We start from the raw sequence: 20,393 nt of genomic DNA, 5'->3' as shown, positions 1-20,393 counted from the left end.
GGTGCTTGTGGTCGCGACCGCCGGCCACGTCGACCACGGCAAGTCCACCTTGGTGCGGGCGTTGACCGGGATGGAGCCGGACCGCTGGGAGCAGGAGCGCCGGCGCGGCCTCACGATCGACCTGGGCTTCGCCTGGACCGACTTGCCGACCGGCGAGACGGTTGCGTTCGTTGATGTTCCGGGGCACGAGCGGTTCGTGCCGAACATGCTCGCCGGCGTGGGGCCGGTGCCGGCAGTGCTGCTGGTGGTCGCCGCGGACGAGGGGTGGATGCCGCAGTCGGCCGAGCACCTGGCTGCCCTGGACGGGCTCGGGGTGCGGCACGGGGTCCTGGTGGTGACGCGCACCGACCTGGCAGAACCGGCGGCGGCGGTCGAGTCCGCCCGGGCGGCGTTGGCCGGGACCTCCCTGGCGGGGCTGGCCGCCGCGCCGGTGCTGGTCTCCGCGCCAGCGGGTGAGGGGCCAGCGGGTGAAGGGTTGGTCCAGCTGCGGGCTGCGCTCGCCAGGCTGGCCGCGGCGGTCCCGCCGGCGGAGACGTCAGCGCCGGTGCGACTGTGGGTGGATCGGGTCTTCACGATCCACGGCAGCGGAACTGTGCTCACCGGCACACTGCCGGCGGGGACGCTACGGGTCGGCGACGAGCTGGCGCTGGCGAGCAGCGGCCGGCCGGTGCGGGTGCGGGGACTTCAGGCGCTGGGCGGCTCGGTAGCGGAGATCAGTGGGGTGGCCCGAGTGGCGGTCAATCTGCGGGGGATCGACCGGGGACAGGTACGCCGCGGGGACGCGCTGGTTTGTCCCGGCGGTTTCCAGGTAACCGGGCTGGTCGATGTCCGAGTCACCGGGGACCCAGCCACGGCGCTGCCAGGGCAGCTCCAGCTCCATGTCGGGGCGGCCGCGGTGCCGGTGCGGGTACGGCCGTTGGGCGCAGACACGGCTCGGCTGCGGCTGGCGAGGCCGCTGCCGTTGCACGTGGGGGACCGGGGGTTGTTGCGCGACCCGGGCCGGAATCACATCGCGGGCGGCGTGCGCATGCTGGATGTGGCGCCGCCGGAGATGCCCCGTCGCCGGGGTGCGGCGGCGGCGCGGGCGGCGCTGCTGGCCGAGCTCGACGGCGCCCCGGACCTGGTGTCGGAGCTGCGCCGTCGGCGGCTGATCCGGCGCACCGAGTTGGTGACCATGGGGGTGCCCGCCGGAGACATGGCGGCGGTCGCCGGCGACTGGTTGGCCGACCGAAGCTGGTGGCGAGCACAGCAGGACCGGCTGCGCGAGCTGGTCGAGGCCCACCAACGGGAGCAGCCGCTCGACGGCGGGTTGCCGTCCGCTACCGCCGCGCGGCAGCTGGGGTTACCGGATCGGGCGCTGGTGGTGGCGTTAGCGACCGAACCCTTGACGCTGCGGGACGGGCGGGTCACCACCGGCGCCGCCGCACTGCCCGAACCGCTGCGCCTGCGCACCGAGCAGTTGCTGGCAGAGTTGGCCGGCGCGCCGTTCCAGGCGCCGGCCAGCGACCAGCTCGCCGCGCTGGGCCTGGGCGCCGCCGAGCTGGCAGCGGCAGAGCGGGCAGGGCTGTTGCTGCGCCTGGCGGACCAGGTAGTGGTGGCGCCGGATGCGGCGGTGGCGGCGGTGGCGGTGTTGGCGGAGTTGCCACAGCCGTTCACGCTCAGCCAGGCGCGGCGGGCGCTGTCGACGACTCGCCGGGTAGCGGTGCCGTTGCTGGAGTTGCTGGATCGTCGCGGCGAGACCCGGCGACTGGTCGACGACCGTCGCCACGTCGTCGCCGCTGGTGACGGTTGAGGTGCAGGTCGAGGCCGGGTAACCGGGCCCGTGGGCGTCCGTAGACTGGGCGCGCGAAGCTTCCCAGCGACAGGAGGATCACCCCGATGAGACTGATCCGGTTCGGCCCGGTCGGCGACGAACGTCCCGGGGTGATGGCCCCCGGCCCGGCTGGTGATCCGGTCGGGTACGACGTCAGTGGGGTGGTCGCCGACTTCGACGCCGGATTCTGGAGCACCGGTGGGCTGGATCTGGTGCGCGGCGCGGTCGCGAGCGGGAAGCTGCCGCGGTTCGAGCTGGACCGGGTCCGGCTCGGTTCGCCGATTTCGTTGCCGCCAAAGATTCTCTGTGTCGGGCTCAATTACCACGAGCACGCCCGGGAGTCGGGGATGACGCTGCCGACCGAGCCGGTGTTGTTCATGAAGGCCCCCAATACGGTGGTGGGGCCGGACGACCCGGTGTTGATCCCGCCGGGCAGCGTCAAGACCGACTGGGAGGTGGAGTTGGGGGTGGTGATCGGCCGGCCCGCTCGGTATCTGCCGGATCCGGCCGCCGCCCGGGAGGTGATCGGTGGTTTCGTGCTCTCCACCGATCTTTCGGAGCGGGAGTACCAGCTGGAGCGGGGCGGCCAGTGGGACAAAGGCAAGTCTTGCGAGACTTTCAACCCGCTGGGTCCGTGGTTGGTCACCGCCGACGAGGTGCCCGATCCGCAGGCGCTGTGGTTGGAGCTGACGGTCGACGGGCAGCGGATGCAGTACGGTCTCACCGCCGATATGGTCTTCCCGGTCGACTACCTGGTCTGGTATCTGAGCCAGTTCATGGTGTTGGAGCCTGGTGATTTGATCAACACGGGGACTCCGGCCGGGGTTGGGATGGGGCAGCAGCCGCCACGCTACCTGCGAGCCGGGGACACCTTTACCGTTGCCGGCCAGGAGTTGGGTAGCCAGCGGCACGAGTGCCGGCAGGCCGGCCCGGAGCTGGACCGGGGACCGGGCTGACTGCATGTCGATCATGGATGCGCTCAGTTACGATCCGCCCGTACAACCGCACCATAAGGGGTTTCCCGACGCGGTGTTGGGACGGACAGTGAGTGAGCTGCGGGGCATGACGCTGCCGGGCGGTGGGTCGACGGGTTTCGGGACCCCGGTGTTGTTGCTGAAGGAGCAGGCCCTCGCCGACAACCTGCAGTCCATGCAGGATTTCTGTCACCGGTCCGGACTGTCGTTGGCGCCGCATGTAAAAACCACCCTGTCCCCGGAGATCATCAGTCGGCAGCTCGGCGCCGGTGCCTGGGCGGTGACGGTGGCGACGCCTACCCAGCTGCGGACGTTACGGTGGCTGGGAGCGCCGCGGGTACTGCTCGCCAACCAGTTGGTCGATCCGGCGGCGATCACATGGCTGGGCGGCGAACTCGACCGGGATCCAGGCTTCTCCGCTTTCTGCTATGTGGACTCGGTGGTCGGCATCAGCCTGTTGGAGCGGACCCTCGCCGACCGGGGCCAGCACCGCCCGCTGCCGGTCCTGGTCGAGCTGGGGGTGCCGGGCGGGCGTACTGGTGCCCGGGAGGCGGAGGAGGTCGTAGCGCTGGCCCGGCAGGTCGTCGAGGCGCCGCATCTGAGCCTCGCCGGGGTCGGTGGCTTCGAGGGGGTCATCGATGTCGGACCGGATCCGCAGGGGTTGGCGCTGGTCGAGAGTTACCTGTGGCGGCTGCGGCAGGTCGCCGACCAGCTCGCCGGTGGGTACGCCGGGGAGGTGCCCGCGGAGTTGATGGTCACGGTTGGTGGCAGCGCCTTCTTCGATCTGGTTCCCGGGGTTTTCGACGAGCGGTGGCAGGCCGGCCGGGCAATCCGGGTGGTATTGCGCAGTGGCTGCTACGTGACGCACGATTCGGCCGCCTATCAACGTTTCCGCTCGGTGATGGCGCACCGCTGCGAACCGCTGGTGTTGACCGCAGCGCTGGAGTTGTGGGCACGGGTGTTGTCCCGGCCCGAGGCCGGCCTGGCGCTGGTCGACTTCGGGAAGCGGGACACCGGCATCGATGCTGGCTTCCCCGTGCCACGGCATGTGATCCGCCGCGGCGGCGCGGTGGGTCCGGCGCCGATGGCGAGCGTGGTCGAGCTGAACGACCAGCACGCGTACCTGCGGGCGGCGCCGCCGGCGACCCGGCTCGACCTCGCGGTGGGCGACCTGGTCGGTTTCGGGATCTCCCATCCATGCACGACCTTCGACAAATGGCGGCTGATCCCACTGGTGGATGAGGATCGGGCGCTGACCGGGGCGGTCCGCACGCTGTTCTGAGTCGGCGCCGACCTCGGCCGGTGGCTGGTGCCCGCCGAAAAGGCTACCGGTTGTGGTCGATGTATTGAAACGTTACAGTCATAGCGCGGGAGCCGGCCGTCACTGCCGATCCCGCATGGGCGCGGCCGTCAGCCGCGCCCGCTAACCGTATGGAGTAACCATGCGTACCCGTAGTCTCTGGCGAGGCATGCTCGCCGGCATCACCACCGCCACCCTCGGTCTCGCCACCTGGCTGGTGGCGCCGCCCACCGCTGCAGCGGCCGTGACGGTCGACCCGAACGCCTACTACCAACTGGTCTCGGTGCACAGCGGCAAGGCGCTGGACATCGACGCCGCCAGCACCCAGGCCGGCGCCGGGCTGGTCCAATGGGCCCCCACGATCGGCACAACCAGCAGTTCCGGCTGGCACCCGCTGGCGATGGCTACCACCGGATCGTCGCCCGGCACATCGGCATGGCGGTCGAGGTATTCGAATGGAACCCCGAAAACGGGGCGCAGATCGTCCAGTGGACCGATCTCAACAGCGCCAACCAACAGTGGCGCGTCGACGAGCTCGGTGGTGACGTGGTCACCTTTACCAACCGGTTCAGTGGTAAAGCACTGGACCTCTGGGAATGGTCCACTGCTGACGGGGCCCGGATCTCGCAGTACGACCCCACCGGCGGGACCAACCAGCAGTGGCGAATGGTACCTGCCGACGGCGGTGGCGGCATCGAGTGCGGCGGTGGCTCCGCCGACGCTGCGGTCGCCCAGAGCGGCAGCAACTACACCGCCACCCGCGGCGGCAGCATCGTCTACTCCGGGGGCAACTACGGCGACGCCATCCGCGCTGCGGTCGACAGCCTGACCCCTGGCCGTAACAGCCAGGAGCGGGTGGTGGTCGACGCCTCCGGGTCGATCGGTAGCTCCGCGATCAATCTGCCCAGCCACACCTCGCTGGAGGTCTGCGGCACCATGAACGTCGGCAACTCCGCGGGCAACGGTGCGGTACAGGCGATCGGCGCACAGAACGTGGCGGTGCCGCGCCTCAATATGACCGGCAGTCCGTTCTTCGGGCTCCGCTTCGCCGACGTACACGGACTGCACCTAGGGCAGATCAATCTGTCGCTCAACGGCGGCCTGGGAATCCGGTTCGAGCGGGATCTACCCGGCAGCACCAACGTACGGATGGACGACGTCTTCGTCTCCGGCACCAACAACCACGGCGTGGAGACCTGGAACGTCGACGGCCTGACCATCGGAACGGTGACCGCACGCGACACCGGCAACTCCGGTCTGCTGCTCAACAACACCAGAAACGCCAACATCGGCACGGTAGACGGTGAGAACGCCGGCACCGGCACCGGATACGCCGCGTTCCGGCTCGCCAACCGCGCCGGTCGGATCGGCAACGGGTACCCCACCAACATCCGGGTCGGCGAGGTGATCGCCCGCGGCGGTGGCCGCGGCATCTTCTGCGTCTCGGAGAGCGGCGGGTTGGTGATCGACCGGGTCGACATCGCCCAGACCGGCAACAACGCCGTGCTGATCGAGAACTGCTACAACGTCACCCTCGCCGCGCAGAGCGGCACGGTGGCGGGGCCGGGCGGTATCCGGATCGCGGCCCGGTCGGAGTTCCCGAACACCTCCGACGTGACCATTGAGAATCTGCGGGTCGTCAACTCGTCGATCGTCGAGAGCCCGTGCGGCAACAACCTGACCTTCCGGAACAACGAGCTGGTCAACTCCTCGCTCAACATCTGCTGACGGTGTGTTGATCCGCGGCCGGCGGCGGCCGCCTACCGTAGCCTGAGTTCATGTCTCAGGCCCGGGTGACCCGCCGGCCGCGCACCGCCATCGCCAGCTTGCTCGGCCTGCTCGGCTTCGTAGCCGTGGTCGCGCTGGTCGCCACGATCGGTGGGCTCGGCTCCGCCGACGCGGGGGAGGAGTACGCCGCCCTGGAGCTGCCGGCTTGGGCTCCGCCGAACTGGCTCTTCAGCCCGGTGTGGGCGGTCCTCTACGTCACCATTGCGATCGCCGGGTGGCTGGTCTGGCGGACGGTCGGCCTGACCCTGGCGTTGGTGCCGTACGCGGTGCAGCTGGGTTTGAACGCGCTGTGGCCGGCGCTGTTCTTCGGCGCCAGCGCTTACGGCCTCGCGTCGGTGGAGATTGCTCTGCTGTGGCTCGCGATCGGCGCCACTGTCGCCGCGTTCTGGCGCGCGCACCAGGTCGCCGCCCTGCTGTTGTTGCCGTACTGGGCCTGGACCACCTACGCGGGCGCGCTCACGATAGCGGTCTGGACGCTTAACTGACTCCCACCCGCGCTTCCACCTCACCAGCGAGCGTGTTGCGCACTGGTTCTATTCTTCTGCCATGACCTTCGGACCGCCGCCACCCCCGCCGCCAAGCCACCAGGGCTATCCGCCGCCCGGGTCCTACCCGCCGGGGCAGCCAGCCCAGCAACAGCGGCCGCGCCGCAGCCTGCGGGGCTTGTGGATCACGCTCGCGGTGGTCGGAGTGCTCTGCGTGGGTGGAGTGGGCACGGGCGGCTTTTTCCTGTTCCGGACCTTGCTGGACGTGACCGAGCCGCCCCGGGAGGCGACCCACGCGTTCCTGACTGACCTGCAGGCCGAGAACTACGACGGGGCCTACGACCAGCTCTGCGACGCCACCCAGGCGACCTTCACCAGGGAACGGTTCGCACTAGTGGCACGAGACCGGGGCGACGTGGTCGACTACCAGCTCACCGGAGCGCACGTCTCGAGGGTCAACCAGGACACCACCGGCACCGTCACCGCCCGGTTGGATCTGGCCGACGGGTCGACCGTCACCCACGAGTTCCGCCTGGTCAAGTCAGGCGACGACTGGCAGGTCTGCGGCGCTCCGTATTGACGGCGCACCCCGCCAATCGCTGCTGGCGGGGTGCGCAGCCCCTGCGATGTCGGGCCTGGGAGTGAATTCCTCAATCGAGGTCGGAGAGCAGCGACCGCATTCGGTCGATCTCGATCCGCTGGTCGACGTCGAGGTGGGTGGTAAACTCGGCCAACGCCGGCTCCTGGGCGCCGCCGACCTCCCGCAGGTCAGCAACCATGATCAGTGCCCCTTCGTGATGGTGGATCATCAGCTCGAGGAAGCGCTGATCGAACGTCGCGCCGGTGGCCTCGGCCAGCTCGGCGAAGTCGGCCTCGGACAGCATGCCGGGCATTCCGCCCACATCCGGATGGTCGCCTTCGTGCGGCTCGCCCCGCACCGCCAACCAGTCCGCCATCAGCGCTAGCTCGTCCTCCTGGGAGCGGCCGATCCGGGCAGCCAGGAGGTTGATCTCTGCCCGGTCGGCCCGGTCGTCGACCAGCTCCACCATCCGCAGCGCCTGCTCATGATGGTAAATCATCACGTGGAGGAAGTGGACATCGACGTCGGTGTACGCGTCGTCGTGGGGTTGGGTCGGCGGGTCGGTGAGCACCCGGCCCGGTTCTCCGGGGGCTCCGGGCTGGACAGTTACCGAGTCGTCGTCCGCCGAACCCGTGCAGCCGGCCACCAACACCAGCGTCAACGCGACTGTGATGAGTCCAGGGCGGATGCGTGGTTGCCGAGTCATATTTGCAAGTCTATATTAAAGCCACCCCCGCCGCCGTAGTTGAATGAGGTGGTCCCCGTGGACCTCGCGATCGGTCCCCTTCCCCGTCGCGGCTTGGTGGTCGTCGCCGTCAGCGCGTTGACGCTTGGTCTGCTGGTGGCCCCGGCGGGCGCGCAGACCGACGACCCGCGCCCCGGCCTCGGTGCCGGGTGGCTCGACGCGGAGGAGGCGATCAGCAATCTGGAGCTGCTCGCCCATCTGGACAAGCCGGACGCGTTTGTCCATCCTGATGCGCCCGACAACCCGGCCGCCATCGGTTCGCTTAACCACGCCAACTCCGACCTGGCGTTCCGCGACGACTACGCCTTCGTCGGCAACTATCAGGGCTTCAGCATCTACGACATCAGCACCCCGGCCGAGCCGGCCGCGGTGACCACGGTGGTCTGCCCGGGTGGTCAGGGAGACCTGAGCATCCACGGCTCGCTGCTGTTCATGTCGGTGGAGCAGACCAGCGCCCGGATCGACTGCGGGACCGAGGGGGCTCCCGGCACGGTCAACCCGGACCGGTTCCGGGGGGTGCGGATCTTCGACGTCAGCGACGTGAGCCAGCCGGTGCAGGTGGCGGCGGTACAGACCTGCCGAGGCTCGCACACGCACACGCTGGTCACCGACCCGGCGCAGGCCGATCGGGTCTACGTCTACAACTCCGGGATCGGCGGGGTGCGGCCCGCCGAGGAGTTGGCCGGCTGCACGAACACTCCGAGCTCGAACGATCCGGACGACTACCTGGACGCCGACGGCAACCCGATCCTGACCTCCCGGTTCCAGGTCGAGGTGATCGAGGTCCCGCTCGCCGATCCGGCCGCGGCGCAGATCGTCCACGAGGCCCGGTTGATGGCGGACCCGGCGACCGGGAACCCGCACGGGCTATGGCCCGGCGGCAATCACGGCCCTAACACCCAGAACACCACCGCCAGCCACGCCTGCCACGACATCACCGCCTACCCCGAGATCGGGCTCGCCGCCGGCGCCTGCCAGGGCAACGGCATCCTGATCGACATCTCCGATCCGGCCGCCCCGGTGCGGATCGACGAGGTGACCGACCCCGGCTTCGCGTACTGGCACTCGGCGACCTTCAACAACGACGGCACCACAGTGGTCTTCACCGATGAGTGGGGCGGTGGCACCGGCGCCCGCTGCCGACCCGGCGACCCGATCAACTGGGGCGCCAACGCCATCTTCGATATCGTCGACGGTGCCATGCAGTTCGCCTCGTACTACAAGCTCCCCGTCACCCAGACCGAGTACGAGAACTGCGTGGCCCACAACGGTTCGCTGGTGCCGGTGCCTGGCCGGGACATCATGGTCCAGGCCTGGTATCAGGGCGGCATCTCGGTCTTCGACTTCACCGAGGCGGCCGACCCGTACGAGATCGCCTACTTCGACCGGGGCCCGGTCGCGGAACGGCACAACGCCAACGGTGCCCCGCTGTCCACCCTGGGCGGATTCTGGTCGGCCTACTACTACAACGGGCACATCTACGGCAGCGAGATCGCCCGAGGGTTCGATGTGTTGGCGCTGACGCCGAGCGACCACCTCGCCGCGGCCGAGATCGAGGTCGCCGGCTCAGTGTCGCTCGCGGAGTTCAACCCGCAGCACCAACCCCGGCTGAGTTGGCCGGCCAGCTTCGAGCTGGTGTGGGCGACGTACGCGCAGGCGCAGCGCGGCGACTCCATGGCCACGAACGTGGCCACCCGGGTCGAGTTCCTGATCGACCGGGCCGAGCAGTTTCTCGATGGTCCGCAGCACCGGGCGGCGCCGGCGCAACTGCGGGCCGCGGCGCAGCAGCTAGACCCGGCGCAGAGCGAGCAGGCCGCGCTCGCCGACGCACTGCGGGAACTCGCTGACGCGCTCGGCTGAGTTGGGCCGGCGCGCCGCGTCGATCATCGGTCAACCGCGGCGCGCCGCCTGCTCCAGCTGGGCCAACAGCCCGGCGAACCGGGCCGCCCCGCCCAGCGGGGAGGCCCAGCCCTCGCTCACCTCGACCAGTCTGGTCTCCGGCTGCTCCAGCCAGTCGAGCACCCGGTCGGTCTCCTCGGCGGTGGCTGCCCCGGCCGGGCCGGGAGCGACCGTCTCGGCGGTGGCGTGGACCGCCGCGAGCACCTCCCGCGGGGGGATGCCCGGGCGGGCGTAGCCGGCGCCGGCGAGCCGGCCGTGCCGGACCACCACCAGCTCCCAGCCGTCGCCGGCCGGCCGGGCGGCGCACAGCTCGCCGATCCGGATCAGCCCGGCGCGTCGCTGCTGCCGGATACAGCTGCGCAGCAGCGCGGTCAGCCGTGCCCGGACCTGCGCCGCGGTCTCGTAACGGGACTGCTCGGCGAGGCTGGTGAGCCGGCGGCGCAGGGCTGTGACCAGCTGGCCCGGATCACCGACGAAGGCGTCCCGGACCGGCGCCACGACCTGGGCGGCGTACTCAGGAGGGCTTACCGCGAGTTGGCAAGGGGCCGGGCAGCGGCCCAGCTCCGCCAGCGCGCACGCGGTGGACGGGCGGCGCGGTGACAGCCGGGCGGTGCACTGGCGCAGCGGCACCGCGTCATACACCGCGGTGGCCACGGTCTCCGCCGCCCGGCGGGTCCGGTACGGCCCCAGGTAGGTGGCGCGGTCGGCGGCGACCGTGCGAACCATCGACAGTCGCGGGTACGCCTCGTCGGTGAGCTTGAGCCACCAGACCCGGCCCGGGTCGCGGGAACGCCGATTGTAGGGCGGGCGGTGGGCCTCGATCAGCCGAAGCTCGCGTACCTGCGCCTCTAGCGCGTGAGCGCACTCGACCGCCTCCACCCGGTCCGCCGCGCCGAGCATCTCCCGGATCCGGCCGCGACGCTCGGCGGCGGTGAAGTAGCTACGCACCCGGGTCTGGATGTCGCCGGAGGTGCCGACGTAGAGGACTTTGTGGTCGGCGCCCCGGAAGAGGTAGACACCTGGACGGTGGGGTAGCCCCTCGGCGAGCGAACGTTTGCGCCGCTGCACCGGATGCACCGCCTTGACGAACTCCACCGTGTCCCGCAGCGTGTAGACGCCGTGCCCGGCGAGTCGTCCGATCAGGGCGTGCAGCACTTCGACGGTGGCTAGGGCATCGTCGAACGCTCGGTGACGAGGCTGTACCGAGGTGCCGAAGTGCCTGGCCAGCGTCGCGAGCTTCCGGTCGGGGACCTCGTCGGCGTGCAGGACTCGACGCGCCAGCGCCGCGGTGTCCACCACCACCGGCGCTGGCCAGCGGTAGTCGTGGGCGCGGCAGGCGGCCTTGAGGAAGCCCACATCATAGGGCGCGTTGTGGGCGACGAAGACCGATCCGGCCAGGAGCTCGAGCAGGCTCGGCAGCACCGCGGGCAGGGGCGGAGCGCCCCGCAGGGCCTGGGGTGTGAGACCGGTGAGCGCGGTGATCATCGGCGGTAGCCCGGTGCCGGGGTCGACCAGGGTGTTGAGCTGACCCAGCTGTGCTCCGCCGCGGACCTTTACCGCACCCACCTCCACGATCCCGCCGCCGTCGGGTGCGCCGCCGGTCGTCTCCAGGTCGACCACGGTGAAGGTGACCTCATGAAGTTCGATCTGGAGCGGGTCGGTGGCGGTGTCGGTGAGCCCGGGGAAGAGCGCGGGTTGCCAGCTGTGGCCGCCGCGCCCGGCCTCAGCCGGCACGAGGGCCGCCCGGCGCTGGCACCTGGTCCGGGCCCAGGCAGTGGTAGCAGGTGCGCATGCCGGGGATGCTAACCGCACCCTCCGACAGCCGGGCAGGTCACGGTGGCGGTCGGCGGGCCTCTAGCATTTGCCGGGGAGGTGGATGCATTGTCGAATCTCGGCGAGGACGACCAGCCGGTGGTGGTGGTCGGGCTGATGGGTTCCGGGAAGACTACAGTGGGCAGTCGGGTGGCGGCCGCGCTGCGTCGGCCGTTCCGGGACAGCGATGCCGACCTTCTGGAGTGGTTTGGTGACTCCGCCGCGGAGCAGTACGCCACCCTGGGGCAACCTGCCCTGCACTCGCGGGAGGCGGCGCATCTGCGGGATGCCCTCGCCGCCGCACCCCCACCGGTGGTGGCGGCTGCCGCCAGCGTGGTGGACGATGCCGCCTGCCGCGCGGCGCTCGCCGACGCGTTCGTGGTGTGGTTGTATGCCCCGCCGGAGGTGCTCGCCGAGCGGATGGACCCGCGGGACCACCGGCCGCGCTATGACGCCGACCCGCTGGTGATGCTGCGTCGCCAGCACCAACAGCGGGAATCGCGGTTCCGCGAGGTCGCGGACCTGGTCGTCGACGTGGCCGCGCAGACGCCGTCCGAGACGATCGAGACGGTGCTGGCGGCGGTTACCGGTTCGGCTGGGGAGGTGTCGGGGAGTTCGGCGGCGGCGGAGGAGGCGGATGGCCGGAGGTGAGCCGGTCGAGCAGCACCGCGCCGGCGGTCGCCAGTACTCCGACGTTGAACAACTGCTGCAGGATCACCAACCCGCGACCCCACTGCCCGCTGGCGTGGACATCGCCGTAGCCGACAGTGGTGAGGGTGCTGACGGCGAAGTAGAGCGCGTCGGTCTTGGTATCCAGCCGGGTGAACTGTCCGGGCATGCCGACCGCGAGCTGGAAGTCCAGGAAGGCGAAGAGCACCACCCCGGCCCAGAGCGCCACCAGGAGGTTCGCGGGCCGGCTGCCCGCCGCGTTGCGGAGTAGCCGGACCACCGACCGGGATATCAGGACCGCCAATACCAGGATCGCCAGCACCGAGAGTGCGGAGCGGACAACTCGCCAGAACGCATCGATGCCGGGTTCGACCGGCACCAGGTAGTAGATCCCGGTCAGTAGGGCACATGCCGCCAGCGCCCGGGCTATCTCCCGGCCGGCCCGCTGTGCACCTCGTGGCGTCATACCCGAATTGTCGGATATTGGCCACGGCTGCGGCAGCGAAAGTCGCCCGACGGTGGCAGCATGGCGGTGGGACAACGTCACGGTGATCGCAGCCGGCCGAGCCAGGGGAGGAGCGACCCATGGAGGGACCGACCGGCGTGGTCTTCCCAGTCAGCCGCGCGGACGGTGCCCGGAGCACTACGGCGGTGGGGCGGGCGGTGGTCGCTGGTGCGCTGCGCCGGGTGGACCCGGTCGGCGCACGCGCGGCGGAGCAGGAGACCAACTGGCGCAGCGGCTACCTGACGCACTTTCGGCGACTGGTCGAGGCCGGGGTCGATGACCCGTCGGCGGCCCGCCAGATCGCCCGCGACGGGCTGGCCACACTGCACCAGCAGCTCCGGGTCCGCCCCACGGACCAGCCGGCCGCGGCGCCGGAGCCGCCGCTGGCTGAGGCCTTCGCCGGCGGCTGGCCGGTAACCGAGCCGCTGACCACCCAGGTGGTGACCGGTCCGCGCGCGGTCGAACCGGAGCTGTCGGTGCCGTACCGGGGCGAGCGGCTGCGCGGCGCCGGGCTGCAGCGCCAATTGGACGACTGGGTCGAGCGCGGCATCATCGAACCCTCCTGTGCCGAGGCGGTACGCGCGGTGGCCGCCAACCCGGACTGGCTCGACCTGTCTGACCTGACGGTAGCGGTGCTCGGTGCCGGCGCCGAGATGGGGCCGGTCCACGCCCTGCTGCGATGGGGCGGCCGGATCGCGGCGGTCGACCTGCCGCGGCCGGAGATCTGGTCCCGGCTGCTGCCGCTGGCCGGCCGCTACGCGGGAGAACTACGGATCCCAGTGCGAGGCGACGGCGAGCTGACCCGCCGGGCCGGCGCCAACCTGATCCACGACGCGCCCGCGGTAGCGCAGTGGCTGGGTGAGCAGCCTGGCCGGTTGGTGCTCGGCAACTACGCGTACGCCGATGGCGGCACCCATGTCCGGGTCGCGGCCGCCGCGGACGCGGTGGCGGTCCAGCTTCGTGAGCAGCGTCCGGAGACGGCGTTGGCGTTCCTGGCGACGCCCACCGATGTCTACGCGGTGCCCGACGAGGTGGTCGCCCACTCGGCCGCCGCGTACGCCCACCGGGCGGTCTGGAGCCGGCCGGTGCGGTGGCTATCCGCCGGCCGGTTGCTGCGCCGCAACTACCCGCCCGGGGCGGACCCGGGCATCTTCGACTGTCTGGTGCCGCAACAGGGGCCGAACTACGCCCTCGCGAAGCGGGTGCAGCGGTGGCGGGCCACAGAGGCGCGCAGTAACGGCGCCACCGTCAGCCTCACCGTGGCGCCGATGACCCGGACCCGCTCGGTGGTGAAGAACCGGGCGCTCGCCGCCGCCTACGCAGGGGTGCACGCATTTGGGGTCGAGGTGTTCGATCCGGCGACGAGCAACACGCTGATGGCCGCGCTGCTCGTGCACGACCTGCGGAACCCCGCCCCGCCGAAGCGGCATCCGTGGCAGGAGGAGGCGGCGGCCGCGGCCCACGGTGGGGTCTGGCGGGTCAGCTACGCACCACGCAGCGCGCTCGGCCTCGCCGCCGTGGTGGGTCTCACCGGCGCCCGCTCCTGACCTAGCCGCCTCTGCTTTGTGGCCGCCTCCGCTTCGTGGCCGCCTCCGCTTCGTGGCCTCCTCCGTTCGTGCGAGTCGGTCGTCGCTGACCGGTCAGGGCCTGCCAGGCGGACGCTTGATCGTGCTCACCAGCGGATCTCGCCGCTACCGTTGCGCTACACAGTGTGACACTATCGGGGGTTGGCGGGGGGAGGATCATCATGTCGTCTACCGACCGCCAGCTCACCGGGGTTCCCGAGCCGGGCAGCGGCGAGCTGAGCGATGGGGCGGCCAGGGCCGACGCGGCTGGCAAGGACCGGATTCGCAGCGGCGTCGGCGCTAGCGAGATGGCCGACAGCCGAGCCGCCGGCCAGGCAGCGGCGGCTGCGGCGGTCGGCGGACTCGGTGCCGAGCCGCCGGCCCTGGTCATGGTCTACGGTTCGGTCCGTTACGAGTTGCCAGAGCTGCTGGCCGGGGTACGCGACGTGACCGGAGACGCGCCGCTGGTCGGCGCCACCACCAGTGGCGCAATCCATGACGGCGGCTTGACCCGACCTGGCCGGGGCGTGGCGGTGCTGGCGTTGTCCGCGGGCCCTTACCATTTCGGGGTGGGTTCGGTGGTCGGACTCTCCCGCGACAGCGAGGCGGCTGGCCGGGCACTGGCCCGCTCCGCGCGCCGCGCCGCCGGGGACGAACCGTCGCCGCACTCGGCGATCCTCGTGCTCGCCGACGGCCTGCGCGGCGATCAGCAAGCGTTGGTCGCCGGCTTGTACAAGGTGGCGGGCGCGGCGGTCCCGGTCATCGGGGGGGCGGCCGCCGACGACGGGCTGGTCGAACGGACCCTGGTCTTCGACGGTGACCGGGTCCTCGAGGACGCAGCGGTGGCGGTCTGGATCAACGCGCCGTGGCAGCTGACCGTCTCGGTCGGGCACGGTTGGCGTCCACTCGGCCTGCCGTTGCTGGTGACCCAGGTCGACGGCCGAGCGGTCCAGGAGATCGGCGGCCGGCCGGCGGTCGCTGTGGTTCGGGAGCAGCTCGACGATCCCCGCTGGGGTCTGCGGCCGGGCTGGCTGCACGGCCCGGGCCCACAGCCGGCGCACGCATTCGGGCTGCTGCAGCCAGACGGGTCGTTGGTGGTGCGGTCGGTCTATCTGGACTCGGCCGGAGAGCTGCGCACGCTGGTGCCGGTGCCGCTGTTCACGCCGGTGCAGGTGGTCGGGACCACCCCGGCCGACCTGCTCTCGGTGGTGTCGCCGGTGGTAATCGGAGCGATGGCGGAGCGCGAGCCGACGGTGCTGCTGGCATTCAGCTGCCTGTCGCGGCTGGAGCTGTTGTTGGGAGACCCCAGCGCCGAAGCGGTGGCGGTGCAGCGCGCGGCGAGCGGCGCCACCACCTTCGGGTTCTATACATACGGCGAGTTCGCGCGGACCACCGGAGTGGCCGGCTACCACAACGCCACGCTCGCCACGATCGCGTTGTAGGTGGGGTCAGAGTGTCGGTAGACGTACATGAACAGTTGGCGGTGGCGACCGCCGCCGCGCACACCGCGTACCGGGACACCAGCCGGCTGATCCGACTGTTGTCGGTGCTGGGTGAACAGGCGGACCCAGAACACCTGCTGGAGAAGACGCTCTCCGCGGTCTCTGAGGTGTTCCGGGCCGACGTGGTGGTGCTCGCGCGGCTCGCGGAGCCCGCCGACCCGGCCTCACCGCCAGCGCAATCCGCGGTTGACCCGGACCGGCGGGCCGAGCGGCTGGTCGTGACCGGGGCCTGCGGATTGCCGGAGGAACATCCGGTGCTCTGGGAGGGGTGGCCGGTGACGCCGCCCGCCGCCGAGGCGTTGCAGACCCGTGAGGTGGTCAACCGCAGCGGGTGCGCGCTCACCGACCTGCCGAGCTGGATGGCCACCCTGAAGATCCGCGCGGGGGCCTGGATTCCACTCTCCCGTGAGCCGGCCGGCGACGACCTGCTGGTCCTGTTGCGGCGTGATGCGGAGCCGTTCACCGGTTCCGATCTGCAGATACTGCGTTCGGTCGCGGCCCGGTTGCAGGACGCCGTGGAGCAGCGGGAGCGGAGCTTGGTGATCGAGCGGTTGGCCCGGTACGGTCATCGGCTCGCCCGTCATCTGGACCTGATGCCGTTGCTGGACGAGGCGGTGGAGCAGTTGCGCCAGTTGACCGGCGCCGAGCGGACGTGGGCGGTAACGATCGAGGACGGCCAAGGGTGGTTGCGCGCTCACCGAGGCCTCTCCGACTCGGAGCTTGCGCTGTGGTCGCAGCCGGCCGCCGCCGCCGACGTGTGGCACCCCTACCCACTGGTCGGCGCCGGCGAGGAGGCAGCTCACGAACAGTTGCTGCCGCGGACCTCCTCCACCAGCCTGCGGGTGCCGGTCGTTCGCGACGGCGTACTCACCGCGGTGCTCTACGCGCAGCGGGCCCGGCAGCACCCGTTCGCTGCCGATGCCCGGGAGGTCGCGGCGATCTTCGCGAACTACCTGGCGGTGGCCATGGTCAACGCCGACCTTTACCGGACGCTGCAGCTCCGCGCGACCCACGATCCGCTCACCGGATTGGCCAACCGGGTGCTGGTCGGCCAACACCTGGATGAGCGGCTGCGCCCGGAGCGCACCGACCGGGTCGGGCTGCTCTTCTGCGATCTTGACCGGTTCAAAGCGGTCAACGATTTCTACGGCCATGAGGCCGGCGACGAGCTGCTGCAACAGGTCGGCGAGCGGCTGCAGCGCAGCGTCCGACCCGGCGACCTGTTGGCCCGGTTCGGCGGTGACGAGTTCGTGGTGGTGCTCGACGCGGTGACCGATCTGGACGAGGTTGCTCGGGTGGGCCGGCGGGTCAGCCGCGCGCTGGAGCGGGAGTTCCCGGTGCAGGGGGAGCGGGTGCCGGTGTCGCTCAGCGTCGGTGGGGTGCTCGGGGTGCCGGGCGAGACCACCGCCAGCGTCATGCTCCGGAACGCCGACGCCGCGATGTATGTGGCGAAGGAGCGCGGGCTCGGCGCGGTCGAGGTCTTCGACGAGGCCGCCTCCCATCGGGCGTTGGACCGCCTCGACCTGCGCGCCGAGCTGGGGCACGCACTGGAGCGCGGCGAGTTGACCGTGCATTACCAGCCAATCGTCGGCCTGGGCACCGGGCAGGTGGTGGCGTTCGAGGCGCTGCTGCGGTGGCAGCATCCGCGGCACGGCAACGTGCCGCCCGACGTCTTCGTTCCGATGGCCGAAGACACCGGAGCGATCGTGCCGATCGGTAAGTGGGCTACCCGGCAAGCGTGCGAGCAGTTGGCCGCTTGGCGCGGCCTGCCCGGCGGGTCGCAGCTAGCGATCAGCGTCAACACCACCGCGGAGCAGCTACGCGACCCCGCGTCCACCCATGACCTGCTGGCCACCGTCCGGGCAGCCGGGTTGACCCCGGGCGACCTGTGGTTGGAGATCACCGAGTACGGCACGGTGTGCCAGGAGGTCGCCGACCGAGCCATAGGTCTGCACTCAGCGGGGGTCAGGTTCGCGCTGGACGACTTCGGCACGGCGTACTCCAACCTCAGCCACCTGCAGCGATTCCCGATCGAACTGGTAAAGATCGATCTGTGTTTCGTCCACGGCATGACCGTCAAAGACAAGGACCACAGTATCGTCCGAGCGATCCTGGCGATCGCCGATTCGATGCGGCTAGCGGCGGTTGCGGAGGGGATCGAGACCCCCCGGCAGCTGGCGGCGTTACGGGCGTTGGGCTGCCCGCTGGGGCAGGGCTATCTGCTGGCACCGCCGATGACGGCGGCCGAAGCGACCGACTATCTCCTCCGCAACGGCGGGGTGGACCAGACCGCCGTGGAGCTGAACGTGGTCCCGGCAGCCCGGGTCGCACCCGACCCGGCGGCCTGACTAGGGGTTACCCGACCTCTTCCTTGAACAGCTCCTCGCGGAGCCGGTCGAGCGAGGCGCGCAACAACCGGGAGACGTGCATCTGGGACACCCCGGTGGAGTCGGCGATCTGCGACTGGGTCATGTTGCCGTAGAAGCGCATGGTCAGGATCCGCTGCTCCCGCTCGGGAAGCTTGCCGATCAGCACCGGCAGCGCCGCTCGGTTCTCGACCGCTTCCAGGTCCGGGTCGTCGGAACCGACCATGTCGGCGAGGGTGACCCCCTCGTCCTCACCCACCGGAGTGGAGAGCGGCACGGACTGGTACGCCTGCGCCGCCTCGATCGCCCCGAGCACCTCTTCGGTGCTGGTCTGTAGGTGTTCGGCGAGCTCGGCCACGCTGGGCGAGTGCCCGAGCCGCTGGGCGAGTTCGTCGCGGGCGCCGTTGAGCGCGAGCCGCATCTCTTTGTGCCGGCGAGGCACGCTCATCGACCAGGTCCGATCGCGGAAGTGGCGGCGCAGCTCGCCCAGGATGGTCGGCTTCGCGTAGGCGACGAATTCGCGACCCCGATGCGGGTTGTAGCCATCGACTGCTTTCAGTAGGCCGACCATCGCCACCTGGTACAGGTCGTCGAACGGCTCACCGCGATGGGTGAATCGGCGGGCCAGGGCGTGGGCCAACGGGGTGCCGGCGGTTACCACCCGGTCCCGGAGCTGGTCGCGCTCCCGGACGCCGGTCGGCAGCTGGCTCATGGTGTCCAGCAGGAAGGCGAGCAGCTCGTCCGAGGTCGACTCGTCGTCGCTCTGCCAATGCCCGGCGGACTCGTAGACGCCGAGTCGTTTGGCCACACCCGCGGTCTCCATCACCTGCAGGACCATCCCGGTGGCGCCGGTGACTCGTAGCCGGCGGCCCTGGGGTTCAGCCTTACCGCAGATCTGTAGCAGGATGCCTACGGCGGTGCAGTCCAGGAAGTGCACCTCGGAGACGTCGACGACCAGGTCCAGGTTGGGGCCGGCGAGCGCCGCCTCAAGGGCTTCCTGCAGCGCGGGCGCTGATGCCAGGTCAACCTCGCCCTGGAGGACGAAGCGTAGTTCTGATTCAGTTTGCCAGGTATCTATATTTAGCGGGTCCATGGTCGCCCCCGTCTCGAAGCGTAGGCAGCGGACCTCGTTGTGACTGATGAGGTCGGAGTCTTCTCCGTAGCCTGTTTATCCACTCCGGGGGTCGGTTAAACCTCCCGGGGCCCGCCGAATTCGGCGCCGATGGTGTCGGAGTCCTGCCCCTGGTGCCGGCTTCGTCCCGATCGTCCGCCAATATTCAACGTCGCCCACACCACTTTACCCCCGGCCGCTGGCTGGCTGCCCCAGGAGGTGGCGACCGAGCCGACGATGAGCAGACCCCGTCCGTGATCGTCACTACTGGTAGGGGTGCGGAGCCGGGCCATCCGGGAGCTGCGGTCCTGCACCGAGATCCGCAGTGACCGGTCGCGCAGGGTCAGCCGAAGGTCCAGCATCGTGCCGGCGTGCCGAACCGCGTTGGTGACCAGCTCCGACGCGATGATCTCGGTGGCGATGACGCAGTCGGGGACCCCCCACTCCGCGCAGGCGTCGGCTGCGAGCTCCCGTGCCTCGCGGGGGGCGTTGACAGTCGACTCGAGCCGGCGATGCACCCGATGTGGTACGGGTGCCAGAGCGGCCGCGGCCAGTGCGTCGTCGAAGGTGGGGTAGAGGGGGTGGCCGGAGCCGTCGCTGCTGGCCTGTAACACCCTGGCGACCGCCGGGTCGGCGCCGCACAGCAGCAGCTCGGTACCGGGCCAGTGGGTCGCTTCGGTCGCCAGCTGCGGCAGTAGCCGGGCGATCAACTCGTCCGCGGCCTGGACCGCGCTCAGGTCGACGATCGCCGAGGTCGGCTCTGCTACCAGCGCCTCCGAGACCGCAGCGCGGACGTACGGGCCGCTGCCGGCGGTGAGATCACCCGTGAGCCGGATGACTGCGATCGGGAACCGCCGGTCGAGCTGGTAGGTAAGTTGCGTCATAGGTGAGGACTTCAATCATCTGCGCATAGTGGCCGAACACCGACTTGTGCTCTGCCCCCTACCCGGTCAACGGGCACCTCAACCAACCCGCCCGGACACTTCTGTATCGTCGCCCGACCTTACCCGGTAGCTACTCGAAGAGCGACCGGCGCGTGCCCGGTTCTTCCCGGTGCCGGGCACGCCGCCGCAGTTGTATGACGATCAGGTCTACGACCGCCACTACGGCCAACGCCACCAGTAGCCAACCGAGCACCGGCGCGTCGAGCCGGAACGACACGAACGCGAGCACAGCGCAGCTGACCAAGCCGAACAAAGCGAACGCCAGCCGGAGGTTGAGGGCGCTGTACGCGTGCCCCACGGTGCCCTGGGCAGCGCGGCGTTGGGATCGCATGCCC

Annotated in this window: 17 protein-coding genes and 1 pseudogene; 12 read left to right on the top strand and 6 right to left on the bottom strand. The window is 70.5% G+C overall.

The genetic code is table 11. From position 1 onward, the window contains the following. The first annotated feature begins 1 nt into the window (after nt 1). The 7 genes and pseudogenes from selB to JQS43_RS13740 all read left to right on the top strand — a co-directional run bounded on the left by selB (nt 2) and on the right by JQS43_RS13740 (nt 6,940). Nucleotides 2-1,792 (top strand): selenocysteine-specific translation elongation factor, encoded by a 1,791-nt coding sequence (gene selB, locus JQS43_RS13770; RefSeq protein WP_239674790.1) that lies wholly within the window; start codon nt 2-4, stop codon nt 1,790-1,792. 86 nt (nt 1,793-1,878) lie between these two features. Then, nucleotides 1,879-2,769 carry a fumarylacetoacetate hydrolase family protein gene (locus JQS43_RS13765; protein WP_239674789.1) on the top strand — a complete coding sequence of 297 codons (891 nt, stop codon included), beginning with the start codon at nt 1,879-1,881 and terminating at the stop codon, nt 2,767-2,769. 88 nt (nt 2,770-2,857) lie between these two features. Beyond that, nucleotides 2,858-4,069: an alanine racemase gene (locus tag JQS43_RS13760; protein WP_239674788.1), complete on the top strand. Its 1,212-nt coding sequence runs from the start codon at nt 2,858-2,860 to the stop codon at nt 4,067-4,069. Between the two features lie 160 nt (nt 4,070-4,229). Continuing rightward, nucleotides 4,230-4,418 (top strand): annotated as a pseudogene (locus JQS43_RS13755) (hypothetical protein); the annotation flags it as partial. A gap of 17 nt (nt 4,419-4,435) precedes the next feature. Beyond that, nucleotides 4,436-5,815, top strand: coding sequence for an RICIN domain-containing protein (locus JQS43_RS13750; RefSeq protein ID WP_239674787.1), 1,380 nt, complete (start codon nt 4,436-4,438; stop codon nt 5,813-5,815). Between the two features lie 50 nt (nt 5,816-5,865). Beyond that, entirely contained in the window at nt 5,866-6,360 is a 495-nt protein-coding gene (locus tag JQS43_RS13745; protein WP_239674786.1) for a TspO/MBR family protein, read from the top strand. A gap of 61 nt (nt 6,361-6,421) precedes the next feature. After that, nucleotides 6,422-6,940, top strand: coding sequence for an Rv0361 family membrane protein (locus tag JQS43_RS13740; RefSeq protein WP_239674785.1), 519 nt, complete (start codon nt 6,422-6,424; stop codon nt 6,938-6,940). Between the two features lie 70 nt (nt 6,941-7,010). On the opposite strand, the gene JQS43_RS13735 is transcribed toward JQS43_RS13740, so the two are convergent. After that, a complete protein-coding gene (locus JQS43_RS13735) occupies nt 7,011-7,646 on the bottom strand; it encodes a DUF305 domain-containing protein (protein WP_239674784.1) in 636 nt (211 codons plus the stop codon). Nucleotides 7,647-7,703: 57 nt separating this feature from the next. Here JQS43_RS13735 and JQS43_RS13730 point away from each other — a divergent pair, with 57 nt between their 5' ends. Next, nucleotides 7,704-9,545 carry an LVIVD repeat-containing protein gene (locus JQS43_RS13730; RefSeq protein ID WP_239674783.1) on the top strand — a complete coding sequence of 614 codons (1,842 nt, stop codon included), beginning with the start codon at nt 7,704-7,706 and terminating at the stop codon, nt 9,543-9,545. Between the two features lie 30 nt (nt 9,546-9,575). Here JQS43_RS13730 and JQS43_RS13725 read toward each other — a convergent pair whose 3' ends face one another. Further along, nucleotides 9,576-11,231 (bottom strand): DEDD exonuclease domain-containing protein, encoded by a 1,656-nt coding sequence (locus tag JQS43_RS13725; RefSeq protein ID WP_239679433.1) that lies wholly within the window; start codon nt 11,229-11,231, stop codon nt 9,576-9,578. Between the two features lie 225 nt (nt 11,232-11,456). Here JQS43_RS13725 and JQS43_RS13720 point away from each other — a divergent pair, with 225 nt between their 5' ends. Beyond that, nucleotides 11,457-12,047, top strand: coding sequence for a shikimate kinase (locus JQS43_RS13720; RefSeq protein WP_239674782.1), 591 nt, complete (start codon nt 11,457-11,459; stop codon nt 12,045-12,047). Here the strand turns inward: JQS43_RS13720 and JQS43_RS13715 are convergent. Further along, the gene (locus JQS43_RS13715; protein ID WP_239674781.1) at nt 11,980-12,531 is read right to left on the bottom strand and encodes a potassium channel family protein; all 552 of its coding nucleotides are present in this window, start codon (nt 12,529-12,531) and stop codon (nt 11,980-11,982) included. The genes JQS43_RS13720 and JQS43_RS13715 overlap by 68 nt on opposite strands. Before the next feature lie 119 nt (nt 12,532-12,650). Here JQS43_RS13715 and JQS43_RS13710 point away from each other — a divergent pair, with 119 nt between their 5' ends. The 3 genes from JQS43_RS13710 to JQS43_RS13700 all read left to right on the top strand — a co-directional run bounded on the left by JQS43_RS13710 (nt 12,651) and on the right by JQS43_RS13700 (nt 17,985). After that, entirely contained in the window at nt 12,651-14,117 is a 1,467-nt protein-coding gene (locus JQS43_RS13710) for a hypothetical protein (protein ID WP_239674780.1), read from the top strand. A 200-nt stretch (nt 14,118-14,317) separates the two neighbouring features. Further along, entirely contained in the window at nt 14,318-15,577 is a 1,260-nt protein-coding gene (locus tag JQS43_RS13705) for an FIST signal transduction protein (RefSeq protein WP_239674779.1), read from the top strand. A gap of 11 nt (nt 15,578-15,588) precedes the next feature. Then, entirely contained in the window at nt 15,589-17,985 is a 2,397-nt protein-coding gene (locus JQS43_RS13700) for a putative bifunctional diguanylate cyclase/phosphodiesterase (protein WP_239674778.1), read from the top strand. Nucleotides 17,986-17,992: 7 nt separating this feature from the next. On the opposite strand, the gene JQS43_RS13695 is transcribed toward JQS43_RS13700, so the two are convergent. The 3 genes from JQS43_RS13695 to JQS43_RS13685 form a co-directional block, all read right to left on the bottom strand. After that, nucleotides 17,993-19,096 (bottom strand): SigB/SigF/SigG family RNA polymerase sigma factor, encoded by a 1,104-nt coding sequence (locus JQS43_RS13695; protein ID WP_239674777.1) that lies wholly within the window; start codon nt 19,094-19,096, stop codon nt 17,993-17,995. Nucleotides 19,097-19,191: 95 nt separating this feature from the next. Next, nucleotides 19,192-19,998 (bottom strand): STAS domain-containing protein, encoded by an 807-nt coding sequence (locus tag JQS43_RS13690; protein WP_239674776.1) that lies wholly within the window; start codon nt 19,996-19,998, stop codon nt 19,192-19,194. 130 nt (nt 19,999-20,128) lie between these two features. Beyond that, nucleotides 20,129-20,389 carry a hypothetical protein gene (locus JQS43_RS13685; protein WP_239674775.1) on the bottom strand — a complete coding sequence of 87 codons (261 nt, stop codon included), beginning with the start codon at nt 20,387-20,389 and terminating at the stop codon, nt 20,129-20,131. Nucleotides 20,390-20,393: the final 4 nt, after the last annotated feature.

This window comes from Natronosporangium hydrolyticum, from assembly GCF_016925615.1.
Classification (GTDB): Bacteria; Actinomycetota; Actinomycetes; order Mycobacteriales; family Micromonosporaceae; genus Natronosporangium; species Natronosporangium hydrolyticum.
The sequence above is the reverse complement of the archived record's forward strand: the minus strand, read 5'-3'. Positions and strand labels throughout refer to the sequence as shown.